Source organism: Janthinobacterium sp. P210006 (assembly GCF_036231885.1).
Classification (GTDB): Bacteria; Pseudomonadota; Gammaproteobacteria; order Burkholderiales; family Burkholderiaceae_D; genus Janthinobacterium; species Janthinobacterium violaceinigrum.
Genome location: NZ_JAZARD010000001.1, coordinates 98712 through 115261, shown reverse-complemented (window position 1 = coordinate 115261; position 16550 = coordinate 98712). Strand labels below are relative to the sequence as shown.

Sequence of the window (16550 nt, the reverse complement as noted above, 5' to 3'; positions counted from 1 at the left end):
CGCCGCCACGAACAAGGCGTGAAAATGCGAGATAATGCAAAGATGAATCTGTTAATCTGCAAAGATTGTAAATTTGCAGATTCCGCAAACCGGGGGAAGAGGAGACGCGATGGCGAAGGTTTTCATGGGCGTGCGCCTGCAGCGCCTGCGCGAGGAACGGCGCATGACGCAGGTGGCGCTGGCCAAGTCCCTGGGCATCTCGCCCAGCTATCTGAACCAGATGGAACGCAACCAGCGCCCGCTGACGGTGCCGATTTTGCTGCGCATCGGCAGCGTGCTGGGCGTCGATCCGCAAATCTTTTCCGAACACGACAGCGCCAGCCTGGTGGCCGACGTGCGCGACGTGTTCGGCGAATTGCCCGACGCGCCTCCCACTTCGATGGCGGAATTGAAAATGCTGGTGGAAAACATGCCGGAACTGGCCCGCTCGATCCTGCTGTTGCAGCGGCGCTACCGGGTGATGGCGGAACGGGCCGATACGCTGGCCGCGCGCCTCGACGACGGCAGCCGCGGCGCCAGCTCGGCGGCGCCATCCACGGACGAGGAGGTGCGCGAATACCTGAACCGGCGGCAAAATTACATCGATGAGCTGGACCGGGCCGCGGAGCGCGTGGCGGGCGAACTCGATCCGTCCCTGCGCACGCTCGATGCGCTGCAGGGGCGTCTGCTGGAACGCCACGGCATCCGGGTGCAACTGTCCGATGGCGACGCGGGCATGGTGCGCAAGCACCGCTACGATGCCCAGCAACACATATTGTGGCTGCCCGACACCCTGACGGGCGGCCAGCGCGCGTTCCAGATGGCGGCGCAGATCAGCCTGCTCGAACACAGCGAGCTGATCGACGCGCTCGTGCTGGCGGCGGGCTTGTCCGGCGCGGCCGCGCAAACGGGCGCGCGCCTGGCATTCTCGAATTACTTTGCCGGCGCCCTGCTGATGCCCTACCAGCGCTTTTTGCAGGCGGCGGAAAGCCGCGCCTACGATATCGAGCGCCTGGCGCACCAGTTCGGCGTGGGTTTTGAAGCCGTGTGCCACCGGCTGAGCACCATGCAGCGCCCCGATGCGGCGGGCTTGCCCTTCTTCTTCGTGCGCGTCGACCGCGCGGGCAATGTCTCGAAGCGCCAGTCGGCCACGGACTTTCACTTTTCCAGGGTGGGCGGCACGTGTCCGCTATGGATCGTCTACGACGCGTTCAGCCATCCGGGCCAGGTACTGACGCAGATGGCCAGCATGCCGGACGGCTGCACGTATCTGTGGATTGCGCGCCAGGTCAGCACGGCCTCGCCCGGATTCCGGGCGCCCGGCAAGACCTTTGCCGTGGCGCTGGGCTGCGACATCTCGCAGGCGCACCGCTTGATCTATTCGAAGGGACTCGATCTGCACGACCCGTCCAGCGCCACGCCGATCGGCACGGGCTGCAAGGTGTGCGAGCGGCAAAGCTGCCCGCAGCGGGCGTTTCCCTCGCTGCTGCTGCCGCCGCCCGTCTCGGCTTAGGAGGCGTCGATGACGCGCGCGCGCAGCGCGTCGAATTCGCGCGCAAATTCGACGCGCCAGTCGCGCCGCGTGGACTCGTCTATCCAGGCCGCGTCCAGGCCATTCAACATGAAGCCGCGCATGTCGTCCAGGCCGAAGCCGAATTCGCGCATCATCATCCAGGCGCCCGTCGGCGTCACGTGGTGCAGGGTAGGATCGTCCGTGTTCGGATGCAGTTTCAGGCCCAGCTTGGCCATGGCGCGAATCGGGTGATCGAGGGCCCAGCGCTCGGGCGCGAGGGTGCGCAGATAATACGAATTGGTCGGTACCACGGTAAATACGAGGCCCCGCTCCACGCAGCGCTGCGCCAGTTCAGGATTGTCGACGATGGTGTAGCCGTGGTCGACCCGGTCCACCTGCAGCTGCTCGATGGCCGTTTCCACATTCATCCACGGCATGCCGAATTCGCCCGCGTGCGCCGTGCACTTGAAGCCGGCGGCGCGCGCGGCGCGGTAGGCTTCGATGAACAGCTCGGGAGGACGGTCGTTTTCGCGGTAGTCGATGCCGATGCCGATCACTTCCGGCGCGCGGTGCGCCTTCATCCATTCCACCATCTGCACGGCTTCCGCGGGAGCCGCTTCGCGGTCGATGCTGGGAATCAGGCGGCCGATCACGCCGAAATCGCGCTGCGCGTCGCGGATGGCGGCCACGATGGCGTCTTGCGCCGCATCGTAGCGGATGCCCGAGACGCGCACGGTGCCGGTGGGATTCCAGAAGAACTCGGCGTAGCGCACGCCGTGGCCATGCACGTCTTCCAGGTATTCGTAGGCGAGGCAATACAGGTCCGTGGGCGAGACGATCAGGTGCGCGTCGAGCGCGCGCAGCACGCGCAGCACGCCGACGGGCTTGTCGCCGCGCGTGTAGAACGCGTCGATTTCCTCGGGAGTGACGACATTGCCCGTCTTGGCGGCCAGCGCACGGAAAGTGGCTTGCCGCACCGTGCCGAACAGGTGGCAATGCAGCTCCACTTTCGGCATGGCGCGTAAAAACTGTTCGATGCTCAGGGCAGGCAGGGTGTCGGCAGGATGACTCATGAAGCTCGCTTCGTTAGTGGAAAAAGGGTCAAACGAGAATGGCGGCCAGGCGGCGCATCAAGCGCTCGATGGCGGCCGGGCCATCGGCCAGCATCGCCACCTGCGTGTTGATGGCGGCGCGGCGCGGCACGCGGAATTCGCACACCGTCATGCCGCGCGTCAGTTCGCCCGTCAATTCGATGGCCACGTGGGCCGGCTGGAACTGGAACAGCTGCGGCGCTTCCAGGTACAAGGCCACCACGGGGTCGTACATGGGCATGGGCACGGAACCGTCGGCACTGCGGATGCGCACATACGCTTCCAGGTAGCCGGCCAGACGCTGCGCGCGCGGCGTGCCGATGGCGCGCAGGCGCTCCACTTCCACGTTCGTCACCAAGAGCTGGCGGCACAGGTTCAGGCCGAACATGCGCAGCGGGATGCCCGCCTTGAACACCTGGGCAGCCGCTTCCGGGTCGGCAAAGATATTGAATTCCGCCGCCGCCGTGTGGTTGCCCTGGTCGGTCGAGCCGCCCATCAGGATGATTTCGACGATTTTTTCCGCGATGTCCGGCGCGCGGCTCAAGGCCGTGGCCAGGTTCGTCATCGGCGCAATCGCCATGATGGTGATCTGGCCAGGATGCGCGCGCACGGCGGCGATCAGCGCGTCGACGGCATGGCCGGCAGCATCCGTAGCCGCGCCGGGCGGCAGGATCTCGCCTGTCGTCGGCATGCCGCTGTCGCCGAGGATGCGCTGCGCCGTCTCGATGACGCCGGCCAGCGGTTCTTCGCAGCCGCGGTAGATGGGCACCGTCAAGCCATCATGGGCCTTGATGCGCAAGGCATTGTCGTAGGTGATGTCGACGGGCGCATTGCCCGCCACCACGCTCACGCCCAGCCACTCGATATCGGGATTGCTGCCCAAGAGCAGCATCGTCAGCCAGTCGTCAAAACCGGGATCGGTATCGAGCCAGATTTTCTTGAGGGGTTTGTCCATGATGGTCTCCGGTTAAAACATCAGGCAGCCAAACACAGGGCGCTGTCGGCCGGCAGCACGAACGAGACGGCCGTGCCTTCGCGCCAGGCGGCGCCACCGGCCGCGCAGATGCCCTTGACCTGGCCCAGCGGCGTTTGCAGCAGGTATTCGACGGTGTCGCCCAGGAAGCCCCGTGCCAGCACGGTGCCCGGGTATTGAGCGCTTGCGTCGTCCGGCGCGCACACGCGCACCTTGTCCGGACGCCAGCCCAGCACCGTCGTGCCAGCGGCGACCGGCGCCGTGTACGGCAGGCTGGCGCCCGCGTGGTGCAGCGCGCCATCGCGGTAGTCGAACAGGTTCTCAAAGCCCATGAAGTTGGCGACAAAGCGCGTCGACGGCGTATTGAAGACGGCCTCCGGCGCAGCCAATTGCTCGATGCGCCCGCCGTTCATGACGACGATGCGGTCGGACAGGGCCAGCGCTTCTTCCTGGTCGTGCGTCACGTACAGCATGGTGATGCCCAGCTCGCGCTGGATGCGGCGCAATTCGGCGCGCATCTGCACGCGCAGCTTGGCGTCCAGGTTCGACAGCGGTTCATCGAGCAGCAGCAGGGCCGGCTCGACGACGATGGCGCGCGCCAGCGCCACGCGCTGCTGCTGGCCGCCCGACATCTGCGCCGGCAGGCGCGTTTCAAAGCCCGTCAGGCCCACGGCGGCGATCACGGCTTCCACTTTCGTTTTCAGCAGGGCCGGCGCCACCTTGCGCAGGCGCAGGCCGAACGCGATGTTGTCGTACACGTTCAAGTGCGGGAACAGCGCGTACGACTGGAAGACCATGCCGATATTGCGCTTGTTCGGCGCCAGCTTGCCGATTTCGCGGCCATCCAGCACGATGCGGCCCGACTGCAGCGGCATCAGGCCGGCGATCGCGCGCATGGTGGTGGTCTTGCCGCAGCCGCTGGGGCCCAGCAGCGAGATCAGTTCGCCCTGCTCGACGTGCAGGTCCAGGTCCTTCACGGACGTCGTGTTCTTGGCGTAGCCGAGGTTCAGCTTGTGCAGTTCCAGATAACTCATGGTGTGTTGCCTCTTACATGTATTTAGAAATGCCCAGCACCTTCTCGGTCACCATCACGAAGGCCATGGTGAACAAGACCAGCAAGGTCGACAGGGCTGCGATCGAAGGATCGAAACTGTTTTCCATATGGCCCAGCATCTCGATCGGCAAGGTGCTGATGCCGGGTCCCGTCAGGAACAGCGACACGGGCACCTGGTTGAACGAGGTGACGAAGGCGAGGAAGAAGGCGGCGATCACGGCGTTGCGGATATTCGGCAGCACGATCATGAAAAACGCGCGCAGGCGCGACGCGCCCAGGGTAATGGCGGCATCCTCGATATCGACGCGCAGGTTCACCAGGCTCGCGTACACCACGCGCACCGAATACGGAATCAGCAGCGCGATATGGCCGATCAGGAGGCCCACGTAGACGGGCGCATTGATGGTCAGCACCAAGTGGTGCAGCAAGCCCAGGCCCACGAGGATGGCGGGAATGATCAGCGGCGACGTCAGGATCTGGCGGATGGCGCCGATGCCCGGTGGCGGCATGCGCGAAAACGCATACGCGACGGGAATGCCCAGCAACAGCGCGATGACGGTGGCGATCAGGCCGATCTCCAGGCTGGTCTGGAAGGCGCGGCGGAACTCGGGCGCCGCCCACACTTCGAGGATCCAGCGCAGCGAGTAGGACTCGGGCGGGAACGCCAGGGTTTCGCCACCGGAAAAACCCGCCAGCACGACGATAGCAAACGGTCCCAGCAGGAACAAGAACACCAGCCACAGGACTGCGCGCGAGAATAGGCTTTCTTTCATACGGAACTCCGGCTCGAGGAAATACGTTTAAGGCCGGCATTCACCAGCAAGGTCATGCAGACGAGGATGACGGCGATCACATTCGCGGCGCCGAAATCGCTCTCCACGCTGACCTTCTGGTACAGCAGGGTTTCCAGCATCAGCACCTTGGTGCCGCCCAGCAGGGCCGGCGTCACGTAGGCCGTCACGCAGCCCGTAAACACCAGGGTGCCGCCGACGACCAGGCCTTCCTGCGTCAGCGGCAGGGTGACCTTGCAAAAGACTTGCCATGGATTGGCGCCCAGGGTGGCGGCAGCCGGTTCCACGTCGCGCGGCAGGTTTTCCAGCGCGCCCGCCAGCGACATCAGCATCAGCGGCAGCAGCAGTTGCAGCAGGCCGACAAACACGGCGAACTCGCTGAACAGCAAGCGCAGCGGTTCGTCCGTAAAACCCATGTTGACGAGCGCCGCGTTGAGGGCGCCATTGCGCCCCAGCAGCACGATCCAGGCATAGGTGCGCGCGATCGGCGACACCATCAGCGGCAGGATCATCATGCCCACCACCAGGCCGCGCCACTTCGGCGACACGCGCGCCACGGCCTGCGCGGCCGGATAGCCGAGGATGATGGACGCCAGGGTCACCAGCGCGGCGATGCGCAGGGTGCGCCAGAAGATGGTGCGGTTGAATTCCTGCGAAAAGAATTCGACGAAGCGGTCGACGCCCCACTGCATGCCGTCGCCGACGCGGAAGGCGTCGACCAGCAAGGCCAGCACGGGCAGCAGGAAGCAGACGACGATAAAGATCAGCGCCGGCAGGACCAACAGCAGGCCCAGGCGCTTTTTTGGATCAGCAAACATGGTGTTCTCTCCTCGTCACCACTATTTGCTCATGGCCTTGTTCCACTGCGTCATCCAGTTCGTGCGCTGCTTGAGGATGGTTTCCGGCTTGACGAATTTCAGCGAATTGATCTGGTCGGCGCCATAGGTATTGAATTGCGCGGCAGCCACGGACAGGCGCACGTCCTTGTTGACGGGCGAGTCGACCAGGTTGGTCGCCAGCTGCGTCTGCACTTCCTTGGACAGCCAGAAATCCATCAGCTGGTACGCCAGGTCCGCATTCTTCGAACCGGCAACGATGCCCATCACGTTCATGCCGGCGGCCTGGCCTTCGGCCGGGATGCTCCATTTCAGGGGCAGGCCCGTCTTGAGCATCTGCGACCAGGTGAAGCGCGCCACGGGCGCGGCCCAGATTTCATCCTGGGCAAGCAGGGCGGCCAGCTGCGCGCTGTTCTTCGAGAACGTGACGACGTTGCCCTTCATGCCGACGATCTTGGCAAAACCGGTCGCGTAGTCGTCCGTCTTGCCGCCCCAGGCCGCATCGGCCATGCGCAGCATCAGCGGACCCTGCGTGGTGCTCACGTCGGGGAAGGCCACGCGGCCCTTCAGTTCGGGGCGCCACAGGTCCTTCCACGACGTCAGCGGGGCGATCTTGTCGCTGCGGTACACCAGGCCCACGGAATACAGGGTGTAGCCGACGGCGTAGTTGCCGCCGATGGGGTTTTTCGCCACGTCGTACAGGGCTTTGTAATTGCTCAGCTTGGAATAATCCATGGGCTGGATCACGCCCTTTTGCGCCGCTTCCAGCATGCCGGAATCGGACAGCAGCACCAGGTCGATGACCGGGTTCTTGGCATGCACCACCAGCTTGGCGATGCGGTCCGCGTTATTGCCTGTTTCCACCTTGATATCGCAACCGCATTTGGCCTTGAACGGCTCGTACACATACTTCATGAACAAGGGTTGGGCAATCGGATAGGCCGAAATGACCAGCTCGCGTTTTTCCGCGTGGGCGGCGTTTGCCAGCAAGCCTAGGCTCAAAGCCAACATGAGGTGCTTTTTCAAGATGCTTCCTTTCAGGGGGCGGCGCTGCGGGACAGCGCCTGTAAAAGATGAATCAGACTCAGAAATAATGTCGCATGCCGACGATCAGCACGCTTTGCGTCTTGCCGCCGGAGGCGCCAAAGCCGAACACGCGGGCGAACGTCGCATCGCCGGCCGCTTTCTGGTAGCTCCAGGTGATGGCGACATCGGTACGCTTGGACAGGAAGTAATCGGCCTGGAAGTTGACCTGATGCCATTTCGGCGTCTTGTTGATCACGTCATATTTTCCGGTAGTAAAGAAATACGACGCGCCCAGGTTCAACGCTTCCGTCAGCTTGTGGTTCACGTTCAGATCCACGTTTTGCAAGGTCAGATTGCTTTGATCCAGGTAGTGGTAGCGCACGTTGGTATACAGCGCGCCGAACTTGGTCCTGCCCACATTATAAAAGCCTCCCGTGCCGGCGATGGCCTGGCTGTCCACGCCGGCGCCCTTGACGGCGCTCTTGTTGAAGATCAACAGGGAACTGCCATAGTCGTTGCCGATGGCGCCATTCGGCGCGTCGGGGCTGTTCGGGTGATCCATCTTGGTGTAGGCGACGGCCCAGCTGAAGGCATCGACTTTGTAGCCGGCACCCATGCTGTAGACGCGGTTGCGGTTGGAATCTGCCGGATTTTCGCTGAAACCATACAAGCCCGTGAACGACAGGTTGCTGATGTTCGGGCTGACATACTTGACGGCATTTTGCACGCGCAAGTTGTTGTAGCCATTGTCGTTGTCGCCGATGTGCACGCCGTTACTGGCGATGACCACCGGGCCCAGCAGGTCCTTGACGGCCTCGTACTGGCGGCCCAGGGTCAGGGTGCCCTTGTCGTTGCTCGACAGGCCCACGTACGACTGGCGGCCGAACAGGCGGCCGCTTTGCGCCGCCGTGCCCGTCATCACATTAAAACCGTTTTCCAGCGCGAAGATGGCCTTGGTGCCGTTGCCCAGGTCTTCCTGGCCGCGGAAACCGATGCGGGGATTCTGATTCGTGCCGCTCAGCGCATGCGTGCGGCTGCCGTTACCCTCATCCGACACGTAGCCGATACCGGCCGACAGCAAGCCATACACCTGCACGCTGCTTTGCGCCTGCGCCGCGCCCTGCGCCGCCAGCAAGCCACCCACCACCATCGTTCCAGTCATCCATTTATTCATCGCCGCCGCCCTAAAAAGAGTAAACCCTGAGTTTTTTTGGAATTATTTTATTGATGCGTCCCTTGCCTGGCGCTGCGCCGCGAGTGCCGGCGCCGCATTCCAGGCGCTTCTCCCGAATATTGTTGCATTCAAGACAAGTAAAGACCAGTCCAGAATATGGTAAATTGAGGGATAAGAAAATTTGTTTATTTTTATAAATCCATTACTTTTTCTAATAAGCAAACCCATGCATGAACTGAGCAAGAAGATTTCCTTACGACATTTACAAGCGTTTTCCACCCTAGCCCGGGTAAACAGCTTCAGCAAGGCTGCACAGGAATTGTGCGTGACCCAGCCGGCCCTCAGCGCGTCGATCAAGCTGCTGGAAAACCAACTGGGAAAAAAGTTGTTTAACCGCACAACCCACCAGCTGGAACTGACGCGCGAAGGCAAGCTGGCGCTCGACTACGCCACGCATTTATTGAATACGGCAAGCAACACCTTTGCCGATATCCAGCGCGCCATCGGCAGCGGACGCCACCGCATCCGCATCGGCGCCATCCCTTCGGCCATGGCCATGACGGCCGTGGTGGTGGCGCGCTACTGCGAGCAGCATGGCGATGAAGTGGAAATCGTCCTGTCGGACATGCCCAATGACGGCTTGCTGCACGCGCTGCATTCGGGGCAGCTGGATTTTTGCGTGGGCATCGAGGTGCCCGGTTCCGTGTCGCTGGAAAGCGTGGGCCTGTTCGAAGATGAACTGGTGCTGGTGACGGCGGGACGCCATGCGCTGGCGCCGCTGAAGGAAGTGCGCTGGGAGCAGCTGGCGGGGCAGGAAATCGTCGTGTTTACCAAGGGCAGCATCTGGGAGTTCGCCTCGAGCGCGCTGCGCCAGCATGGCCTGAGCCCGTCCAGCCTGTACCAGATGATCCACAGCGAGTCGCTGTATGGCGTAGTACGCGCCGGCATCGCCGTAGGCATCATGCCCAGCCTGTACACGACCTTCCTCAACGACGAAGACCTGCACGTGGCGCCCCTGCGCCAGCCCACGTGCAAGCGCAAGATCGCCTTGATGCGGCGCAATGAAATCAGCCGCAACCACCATGTCGACGACTGCTTTTCAGCGTTGCGGCAGGATCTGCAGCAAGTCGACCAGTGGTTTTGATGGTCACTACCGGGGTCAGCCCCCCACTCGCGTCGACGCCTGCTCAGGCGCTGCGGGTAGAGTGGATCTGACCCCAGCTCTTGCGATTACTGCGGCGCCTTCAGCAAATTCGCCAGGGCCACGTATTGCTCCAGCCCCACCGTTTCCGGACGCAGGGTCGGGTCGATGCCGGCCGCCTTGATCTGCTCTTCCGTAAACATGCCGGCCAGGCAGTTGCGGATCACCTTGCGGCGCTGCGAGAAAGCCTTCATGACCACCGCTTCCAGGGTGGCCTGGTCGCAGGCCAGGCGTTCGGCCACGGGGATCATGCGCACGATGGCCGATTCCACCTTCGGCGGCGGATCGAACGCCGTCGGCGGCACGATGAACAGCAGCGACATGTCATAGCGCCATTGCAGCATCACGGACAGGCGGCCATACGCCTTGCTGCCCGGTTCGGCCACCATGCGCTCGACGACTTCCTTTTGCAGCATGAAATGCTGGTCCTGCACCAGCGGCGCGAAATCGGCCAGGTGGAACAGCAGGGGGCTGGATATGTTGTACGGCAAGTTGCCCACGATGCGCAGCTTCTGGCCGGCCGGCACGGGAATCTGCGCGAAATCGAACTTCAGCGCGTCGCCCGAATGGATCGTCAGCTTGGCGGGATTGAAGGCCTTTTCCAGGCGCACGATCAGGTCGCGGTCCAGCTCCACCACATGCATCTGTTTCAAATGGCGCAGCAGCTGCTCCGTCATGGCGCCCAGGCCGGGGCCGATCTCGACCATGGCGTCGTCCGCCTGCGGCGCGATGGCGGCCGTGATGTCGTCGAGGACGAAGCGGTCATGCAGGAAGTTCTGGCCAAAGCGTTTGCGGGCAACGTGTTTCATATTCTGTTTTTCTATTCTAGAGGCGGTGTAGCGGGGTAAAACCGGGAAATCAGGCGCGGGTGCTGGCGCGCAGCATGCCGAGCGCCGTTTGCAGGGCCTGCTCCATGCTGTGGCAATCAGCCAGCCCCAGCCCTTGCGCGGCCAGGTCCAGCGCCGTGCCGTGGTCGACCGAGGTGCGGATCAGCGGCAAGCCCAGGGTGACATTGATGCCGCGCCCGAAGGTCGCGTATTTCAGCACGGGCAAGCCCTGGTCGTGGTACATGGCCAGCACGCAATCGGCATCGGCCAGGTATTTGTGCTGGAACAGGGTGTCGGCCGGATACGGTCCGCGCGCATCGATGCCGCGCGCTTGCGCCGCGGCAATGGCCGGGGCGATGACATCGATTTCCTCGCGCCCAAGATACCCGCCCTCGCCCGCGTGCGGGTTCAGGCCGGTCACCAGGATGCGCGGCGCGGCGATGCCGAATTTCTGTTGCAGGTCCGCCGCGATGATATCGAGCGTGACGGCCAGGCTGTCCATCGTGATGGCGGCGGACACGTCCTTCAATGGCAGATGCGTGGTGGCCAGCGCCACGCGCAGGGTCGGTTCGCCATGGCCGGGTTCGCCGGCCAGCATCATGACCACTTGCGGCGTGCCGGTTTTTTCTGCCAGGTATTCCGTATGGCCGGAAAAAGCCACGCCCGCATCGTTGATCGTGCTCTTTTGCAAGGGTGCCGTGACCATGGCGCCAAACCAGCCGGCCTGTATACCTTCCACGGCCGCGTCCAGGGTCGCGAGCACGGAGCGCCCGTTTTCCTTGTCCAGCACGCCAGGAATGACATTGTTTACAGTGGGGATGTCGATCACGGCCAGGCGGCCCGGTCCGAACTGGGGCAGGCCGCTGTTGCGCACGGCTTGCAGCGACAGCGCCGCCAGGCGGATCTCCGGGTCGATCAGGCTGGCCGTCAGCGCCAGGAAGGCGGCGTCGCCCAGCAGGATGGCGTTGACTTCATGCCGCATGGCCCAGGCGGCGCGGATCGAAATTTCCGGGCCGACGCCGGCCGGTTCGCCACAGGTGATGGCGATGGCCGGGCGGCGTGCAACAGGCAAGTTACTCATGCGCAAATAGTCGGCAACATTACTGGTCGTCCGGGCGGAATTCGACGTAGGCACGGTCGCGCACTTCGCGCGCCCAGTTTTCCGTCGCTTCTTCCAGCTTGCGTTCGCGCAAGGCGTTGCGCGCGGCGCTGCGTTGCTTCTCTTTCGAGACATCGTCGCTCTTGCGTTCCAGCACTTCGATCAGGTGGAAGCCAAAGCTCGACTCGATCGGCTCGCTCACCTCGCCCGGTTTCAGCGCATTCATCGCCGTTTCGAATTCCGGCACGGTGTCGCCCGGATACAACCAGCCCAGGTCGCCGCCCTTGGCCGCCGAACCGTCGTTCGAGAACAAACGGGCCAGGTCTTCGAACTTGGCGGCCTTGTTATCGAGACGTTCTTTCAATTCCAGCAATTTGCGCTTGGCTTCGGCCGCCGACAGGGTCGGGGTTATTTTCAGCAAGATATGGCGCGCGTGCGTCTGCTGCACGGCAGCCACGGCTTGCGCCTCGGCCGCGCTGCGGCGGTCCACCAGCTTGAGGATGTGGAAACCCGTGTTGCTCTTGATGATGGGCGTGATCTGGCCCGGCTTCAGTTTCAGCAGCTGTTCCGTGAACAGGGGCGGCAAACGGTCGCTATTGCGCCAGCCGATATCGCCGCCGCTCAGCGCATCGCTGGCGTCGGAATAGCTGGCGGCCATCTTGGCGAAATCGGCGCCCGTGCGCAGCTGGCGGCTGACTTCTTCGGCGCGCGCGCGGCGTGCGGCGATCTGTTCGGGGCTGGAGTTTTCCGGAATGCGCACGAGAATCTGCGCCAGGTTCAGCTCGACTTGCTCGCTGGCCGCCGCTTTTTCCGCTTCCAGGAAGTTATCCACTTCGGAATCGGAAATCTGGATCTTGGCGTCGACTTCATGCTCGCGCAGGCGCTGCATGATGATTTCATCACGAATTTCTTCGCGGAAGGTCGCAAACGGCGTGCCTTCTTTTTCCATCTGGTTGCGCAAGTCTTGCACCGTCATTTTTTGCTGTTCAGCAATACGGCCGATGGCGCGGTCCAGGGTCAGGTCATCCACGCGCACGCCCATTTCCTTGGCCAGCTGCATTTGCGCGCGCTCGACAATCATGCGCTCCAGCAATTGGCGGCGCAGGTCGGCAGGATCGGGCAAGGGCACGTTCTGCGCCTTCATGCGCTGCTCCACGCTCTTGATACGGGCCGCTACTTCATTGCGCGTAATCACATCGTCATTGACGACGACGGCGATGGAATCGATGGTCTGGCCACTGCTGGACGCCGGTGGCGTGAAGCCCTTGACCGGTGCGGCAGCGGGTGCAGCAGCGGGGGTGGCCGCAGGAGCTGGCGCAGCCTGTTGCGCCCAGACACTACTGGTCGTGGCGCCGGAAATGGCGCACAACAAAACCGTTGCAATTTTGAGTTGGTGCATACTGGCATTACGCATAATGTGTAGAGCGCTCATGAGTTCAGGTGAATAAAAAAACCGGTTTGTGCCAGCGCCGGGAACGCCGGCGGCGGCAACGGTGCCTATCTTAACGGAGTGGCTGGCTCAGTGCCTGATAACCAGGGATGGTTTTTGTAAATGTTTCCAGGCCATTCGCGCCCAGGCCCAGGCCATTCGACAGCCCCGTCAGTTCCAGCTGGAAGAAGATCGGCGTCGATACCGTATTGGACGTCGTCACGAAACGCTGCGCCCCCATGCGGAAGACCCAGCAGTCGCCCTTGTATTCCAGGCCGACCAGGCTTTCCAGCATGCTGCGATTCTTCAAGGAGTAACTGATGCGGCCCACGCCATACAGGCGGTCCGTCAGCGGCCATTGCGTCGATACTTCCGCATTGCGCCAACCAGCATCGCCACGCTGGAAACGGTTGCTGAAATTCAATACTTTCTTGGCACCAGGCTGATATTGCAAGGTGTAGTTGTAGTTCATCAACTGGCGATCGCTGGGATTGTACTGCACCAGGCTGTCGGCGGTCCAAGTCTCGGACACGCGGCCCGTCGCGGCCAGCAGGATGTCCGAACGCGACTGGTTGACGGGCGTGGTCGAATTGAGCTGCACGCGCTGGTCGGCAAAATAGAAACGCTGGCCGAAGGTCAGGCGCATGCGTTCCGTGCCATCTGCCTGCAGGAAGCGCGAGACCAGGGCGGCTGTCACCTGGTTGGCGTCGCCGATGCGGTCGCTGCCGACAAACCGGTTTTCCGTGAAGATCTGCGTCAGGTTGAAGGTGCCGTCGGCCGTATCGAATTTCGGGAACTGCGACTGGTCGCGGTATGGCGTGTAGACGTAGAACAGGCGCGGTTCCAGGGTTTGCGTGCCGCCCTTGGCGCCAAACAGGTTCGTGTCGCGTTCAAACACCAGGCCGCTGTCGACCGAGAAGGTGGGCACGGCGCGCGTAAACGAGGTCGTATTGAACAGCAGCGCCTTGGTCCTGGCGTCGTTGTCGAGCTGATACGCGCTGGCATTGAGCATCAGCTTGGGCGTGACGAAGTAGCCGGGACGGACGATGGGGAAACTCACCTGCGGCACGACCACGAGGCGCGACCCTTGCACCTGGGTCGGATGGGCAAAGCGCGTCGCTTCCGCATCGAAAGTCCAGTCGAAGCCGCCCCAGACGTCATATTTTCCAGCATGGAAGTTCACCGCCGGCAAGCGGTCATACGGACGCGGCACGGTCACCGTGGGATCGGGATCCTGCAGCACCTGGTAATTCTGCACGCGCGCCGTCAGGCTCCAGTCTTCGGTGCGGTAATCGGTGCGCAATTCGCGCAGCAACTGGCGCTCGGTGGCGGAAGCGACGGTTTTCGAGAAATCGTTGGGATAATTATTATCCGATGCGTCGCGCAGGTCCCAGCTATAGGTCCAGCCCTTGGCCAGCGCCTGCTCGTGCTTGGACTTGATCAGGTAGCGGTTGGTCTTGGTTTGCTTGTCGTTAGGCAAGAACTCAAACGACGTTTCACCGCTGTACAGACCGGCATCCGTCTCGCCCATGTAGCGGCCCGCCGCACCGAGCTGGATGCCGCGCCGTTGTATGTAGCGGGGGAACAGAGTCAGGTCGCGGTTCGGCGCGATGTTCAGGTAATACGGCACCAGCAGCTCGAAACCGTTCTTCGAGGCAAAGCCCGGCGTGGGCGCCAGCCAGCCCGAGCGGCGCGCGCCCGACAGCGAAAACGAGATGCCAGGCGTGCCCAGGATAGGCACGTCCTTGAAATAGATGATGGTCTTGCTGCCCGTGCCCACGTCGCGGCCCGTATCGAGGTTCAAGGTGCTCGATTTCAGGTACCAGTCGGGATTCGGTCCTTCGCAGGTACTGTACGTGCCGTCGATGACGTTGGCTTCATCGGGGTTGATGAAGTCGACGCGCTCGGCCTTGCCCTGGCCGCCGCCCACTTCGAAACGGTACGTCGGGTTGAGCAGGAAACCTTTGCCGGTCTCCATGTTCAGCTTCAGCACGTCGCCCGTGTAGTAATCGCCGAAACGCCACATCTTGATATGGCCCTCGGCATCGAACTGATCTTCAACTTGTTTGTAACAAGCTGTATCGGCCGTCATTTTTGTGGTTTTTCCGCGCTCAATCACGACATTTTTGTCGAGATTGATCTCCCTTTCCGGCCGTCCGTTCATGCTGTTCGCCGTCATGACGGTGGACGCGTCGGGATCTTCCACATGCACGGGACGCGGTGCTTTCTGGGCGTGGACAGGCACCGTCGTGGCGGCGACGAGCGCGCTGATGGCGAAAGCCCAGCGCTGCGAAGGGGGGGAGGCCGAAAACCAGCTCATGAATTGGAAGGGGCAAGCACCATTGACAGGCGATTTTTTGATTTGAATCCCTTATTATATGGGAATCTGCACCATCAACCCGATTCCACAGGCCGCTTAATGTCATTCTCTTCCAATTCCTCCACCGCGCCGGCCCAGGCCGACGCTCGCCTGACCCTGTTGAAAGCCTGGTTGACCTCGCTTAACCTCGTCGCACCCGATTCTGCCCGCCCCGCTTCCAGCGATGCCAGCTTCCGCCGCTACTACCGTCTCGACGTACTGCCAGGCAACACAACATTGCCAGGAAGTACATTAATTGCCATGGATGCGCCGCCCGAGCGCGAAAACGTGCCCGCCTTCGTCAAGGTGGCCGGCTTGCTGAAAGGCGCCGGCGTCTCCGTGCCCGAGATCATCGCGCAAGACCTGGACAATGGCTTCCTGCTGCTCTCCGACCTGGGCACGACCACCTACCTGGACGCGCTGAACCACGACAACGCCAGCGTGCTGTACGCCGAAGCGCTGGAATCCTTGATGAAAATCCAGCTGGCCAGCCAGCCCGACGTCTTGCCCGAATTCGACCGCGCCTTCATCCTGCGCGAAATGAATCTGTTCCCGGAATGGTTTATCGGCAAGCACCTGGGCGCCACCTTGACGGATGTGCAACAGACCCAGCTGGACAAGGTCTTCGAAGCCATCACAGCGAACATCTTGTCGCAGCAACAAGTCTTCATGCACCGCGACTACCATTCACGCAATTTGATGCACATCAACGATGGTTCCATCCCCAATCCCGGCATCCTCGACTTCCAGGACGCCGTCTTCGGTCCCGTCACCTACGATATCGCCTCGCTGCTGCGCGACGCCTACATCCAGTGGGATGAAGAACTGGTGCTCGACTGGGTGATCCGCTACTGGCAGCGCGCCAAGCAGCTGGGCTTGCCAGTGAATCCCGACATCGACGCCTTCTACCGCGATTTCGAATTCACGGCCCTGCAGCGCCACCTGAAAATCCTCGGCCTGTTCGCGCGCCTGAACTACCGCGACGGCAAGGACCTGTACATGGGCGACCTGCCGACCGTGCTCGACTACGTGCGCAAGACGGCCAACCGCTACACGGAACTCAAGCCGCTGGTGCGTTTGCTCGATGCGCTGGAAAACAAGACACCGCAAGTCGGCTACACTTTTTAATCGGCGCACCTGACCCGTCCGCTGCGGGGCCACGGCCCCGCCTTTCACTTATTGCACAGAAAACGAGTTC

14 protein-coding genes are annotated in these 16550 nt (G+C 62.4%); 3 read left to right on the top strand and 11 right to left on the bottom strand.

Annotation, left to right across the window (positions count from 1 at the left end):
• The first annotated feature begins 109 nt into the window (after positions 1–109).
• On the top strand, positions 110–1492 hold the full coding sequence (locus VPH41_RS00515) for a short-chain fatty acyl-CoA regulator family protein (RefSeq protein WP_328568614.1): 1383 nt from the start codon (positions 110–112) through the stop codon (positions 1490–1492).
• Here the strand turns inward: VPH41_RS00515 and VPH41_RS00510 are convergent.
• Genes VPH41_RS00510 through VPH41_RS00480 form a run of 7 tightly spaced genes read right to left on the bottom strand, consistent with a single transcriptional unit; the run spans position 1489 to position 8437 of the window.
• Entirely contained in the window at positions 1489–2565 is a 1077-nt protein-coding gene (locus VPH41_RS00510; RefSeq protein ID WP_328568613.1) for an adenosine deaminase family protein, read from the bottom strand. The two genes, VPH41_RS00515 and VPH41_RS00510, sit on opposite strands and share 4 nt — an antisense overlap.
• 28 nt (positions 2566–2593) lie before the next feature.
• On the bottom strand, positions 2594–3538 hold the full coding sequence (locus tag VPH41_RS00505) for a nucleoside hydrolase (protein ID WP_328568612.1): 945 nt from the start codon (positions 3536–3538) through the stop codon (positions 2594–2596).
• 20 nt (positions 3539–3558) lie between these two features.
• Positions 3559–4590 (bottom strand): ABC transporter ATP-binding protein, encoded by a 1032-nt coding sequence (locus VPH41_RS00500; protein WP_328568611.1) that lies wholly within the window; start codon positions 4588–4590, stop codon positions 3559–3561.
• Positions 4591–4603: 13 nt separating this feature from the next.
• The gene (locus tag VPH41_RS00495; protein ID WP_070290842.1) at positions 4604–5383 is read right to left on the bottom strand and encodes an ABC transporter permease; all 780 of its coding nucleotides are present in this window, start codon (positions 5381–5383) and stop codon (positions 4604–4606) included.
• Complete coding sequence (locus VPH41_RS00490; protein WP_152282142.1) at positions 5380–6219, bottom strand: ABC transporter permease; 840 nt, start codon at positions 6217–6219, stop codon at positions 5380–5382. The genes VPH41_RS00495 and VPH41_RS00490 overlap by 4 nt, the downstream gene beginning before the upstream one ends.
• Before the next feature lie 21 nt (positions 6220–6240).
• Complete coding sequence (locus tag VPH41_RS00485; protein WP_328568610.1) at positions 6241–7263, bottom strand: ABC transporter substrate-binding protein; 1023 nt, start codon at positions 7261–7263, stop codon at positions 6241–6243.
• Between the two features lie 58 nt (positions 7264–7321).
• Positions 7322–8437, bottom strand: coding sequence for a porin (locus VPH41_RS00480; protein ID WP_328568609.1), 1116 nt, complete (start codon positions 8435–8437; stop codon positions 7322–7324).
• A 226-nt stretch (positions 8438–8663) separates the two neighbouring features.
• Between VPH41_RS00480 and VPH41_RS00475 the strand changes: the two genes are divergently transcribed.
• Complete coding sequence (locus VPH41_RS00475) at positions 8664–9581, top strand: LysR family transcriptional regulator (RefSeq protein WP_070281784.1); 918 nt, start codon at positions 8664–8666, stop codon at positions 9579–9581.
• An 86-nt stretch (positions 9582–9667) separates the two neighbouring features.
• On the opposite strand, the gene rsmA is transcribed toward VPH41_RS00475, so the two are convergent.
• From rsmA to VPH41_RS00455, 4 genes are all read right to left on the bottom strand, one after another.
• Entirely contained in the window at positions 9668–10447 is a 780-nt protein-coding gene (rsmA, locus tag VPH41_RS00470; RefSeq protein WP_152282144.1) for a 16S rRNA (adenine(1518)-N(6)/adenine(1519)-N(6))-dimethyltransferase RsmA, read from the bottom strand.
• Positions 10448–10496: 49 nt separating this feature from the next.
• On the bottom strand, positions 10497–11537 hold the full coding sequence (pdxA, locus tag VPH41_RS00465; protein WP_442906210.1) for a 4-hydroxythreonine-4-phosphate dehydrogenase PdxA: 1041 nt from the start codon (positions 11535–11537) through the stop codon (positions 10497–10499).
• A 28-nt stretch (positions 11538–11565) separates the two neighbouring features.
• Positions 11566–12963, bottom strand: coding sequence for a peptidylprolyl isomerase (locus VPH41_RS00460; protein ID WP_287776947.1), 1398 nt, complete (start codon positions 12961–12963; stop codon positions 11566–11568).
• Between the two features lie 103 nt (positions 12964–13066).
• Entirely contained in the window at positions 13067–15313 is a 2247-nt protein-coding gene (locus VPH41_RS00455; protein WP_328568608.1) for an LPS-assembly protein LptD, read from the bottom strand.
• Positions 15314–15412: 99 nt separating this feature from the next.
• Between VPH41_RS00455 and VPH41_RS00450 the strand changes: the two genes are divergently transcribed.
• Complete coding sequence (locus VPH41_RS00450) at positions 15413–16480, top strand: aminoglycoside phosphotransferase family protein (protein WP_152282148.1); 1068 nt, start codon at positions 15413–15415, stop codon at positions 16478–16480.
• Positions 16481–16550: the final 70 nt, after the last annotated feature.

Coding starts and splice junctions, on each gene's coding strand:
- VPH41_RS00515 (WP_328568614.1), top strand. CDS start 110: ATGGCGAAGGTTTTCATGGGCGTGCGCCTGCAGCGCCTGCGCGAGGAA.
- VPH41_RS00510 (WP_328568613.1), bottom strand. CDS start 2,565: ATGAGTCATCCTGCCGACACCCTGCCTGCCCTGAGCATCGAACAGTTT.
- VPH41_RS00505 (WP_328568612.1), bottom strand. CDS start 3,538: ATGGACAAACCCCTCAAGAAAATCTGGCTCGATACCGATCCCGGTTTT.
- VPH41_RS00500 (WP_328568611.1), bottom strand. CDS start 4,590: ATGAGTTATCTGGAACTGCACAAGCTGAACCTCGGCTACGCCAAGAAC.
- VPH41_RS00495 (WP_070290842.1), bottom strand. CDS start 5,383: ATGAAAGAAAGCCTATTCTCGCGCGCAGTCCTGTGGCTGGTGTTCTTG.
- VPH41_RS00490 (WP_152282142.1), bottom strand. CDS start 6,219: ATGTTTGCTGATCCAAAAAAGCGCCTGGGCCTGCTGTTGGTCCTGCCG.
- VPH41_RS00480 (WP_328568609.1), bottom strand. CDS start 8,437: ATGAATAAATGGATGACTGGAACGATGGTGGTGGGTGGCTTGCTGGCG.
- VPH41_RS00475 (WP_070281784.1), top strand. CDS start 8,664: ATGCATGAACTGAGCAAGAAGATTTCCTTACGACATTTACAAGCGTTT.
- rsmA (WP_152282144.1), bottom strand. CDS start 10,447: ATGAAACACGTTGCCCGCAAACGCTTTGGCCAGAACTTCCTGCATGAC.
- VPH41_RS00460 (WP_287776947.1), bottom strand. CDS start 12,963: ATGCACCAACTCAAAATTGCAACGGTTTTGTTGTGCGCCATTTCCGGC.
- VPH41_RS00455 (WP_328568608.1), bottom strand. CDS start 15,313: ATGAGCTGGTTTTCGGCCTCCCCCCCTTCGCAGCGCTGGGCTTTCGCC.
- VPH41_RS00450 (WP_152282148.1), top strand. CDS start 15,413: ATGTCATTCTCTTCCAATTCCTCCACCGCGCCGGCCCAGGCCGACGCT.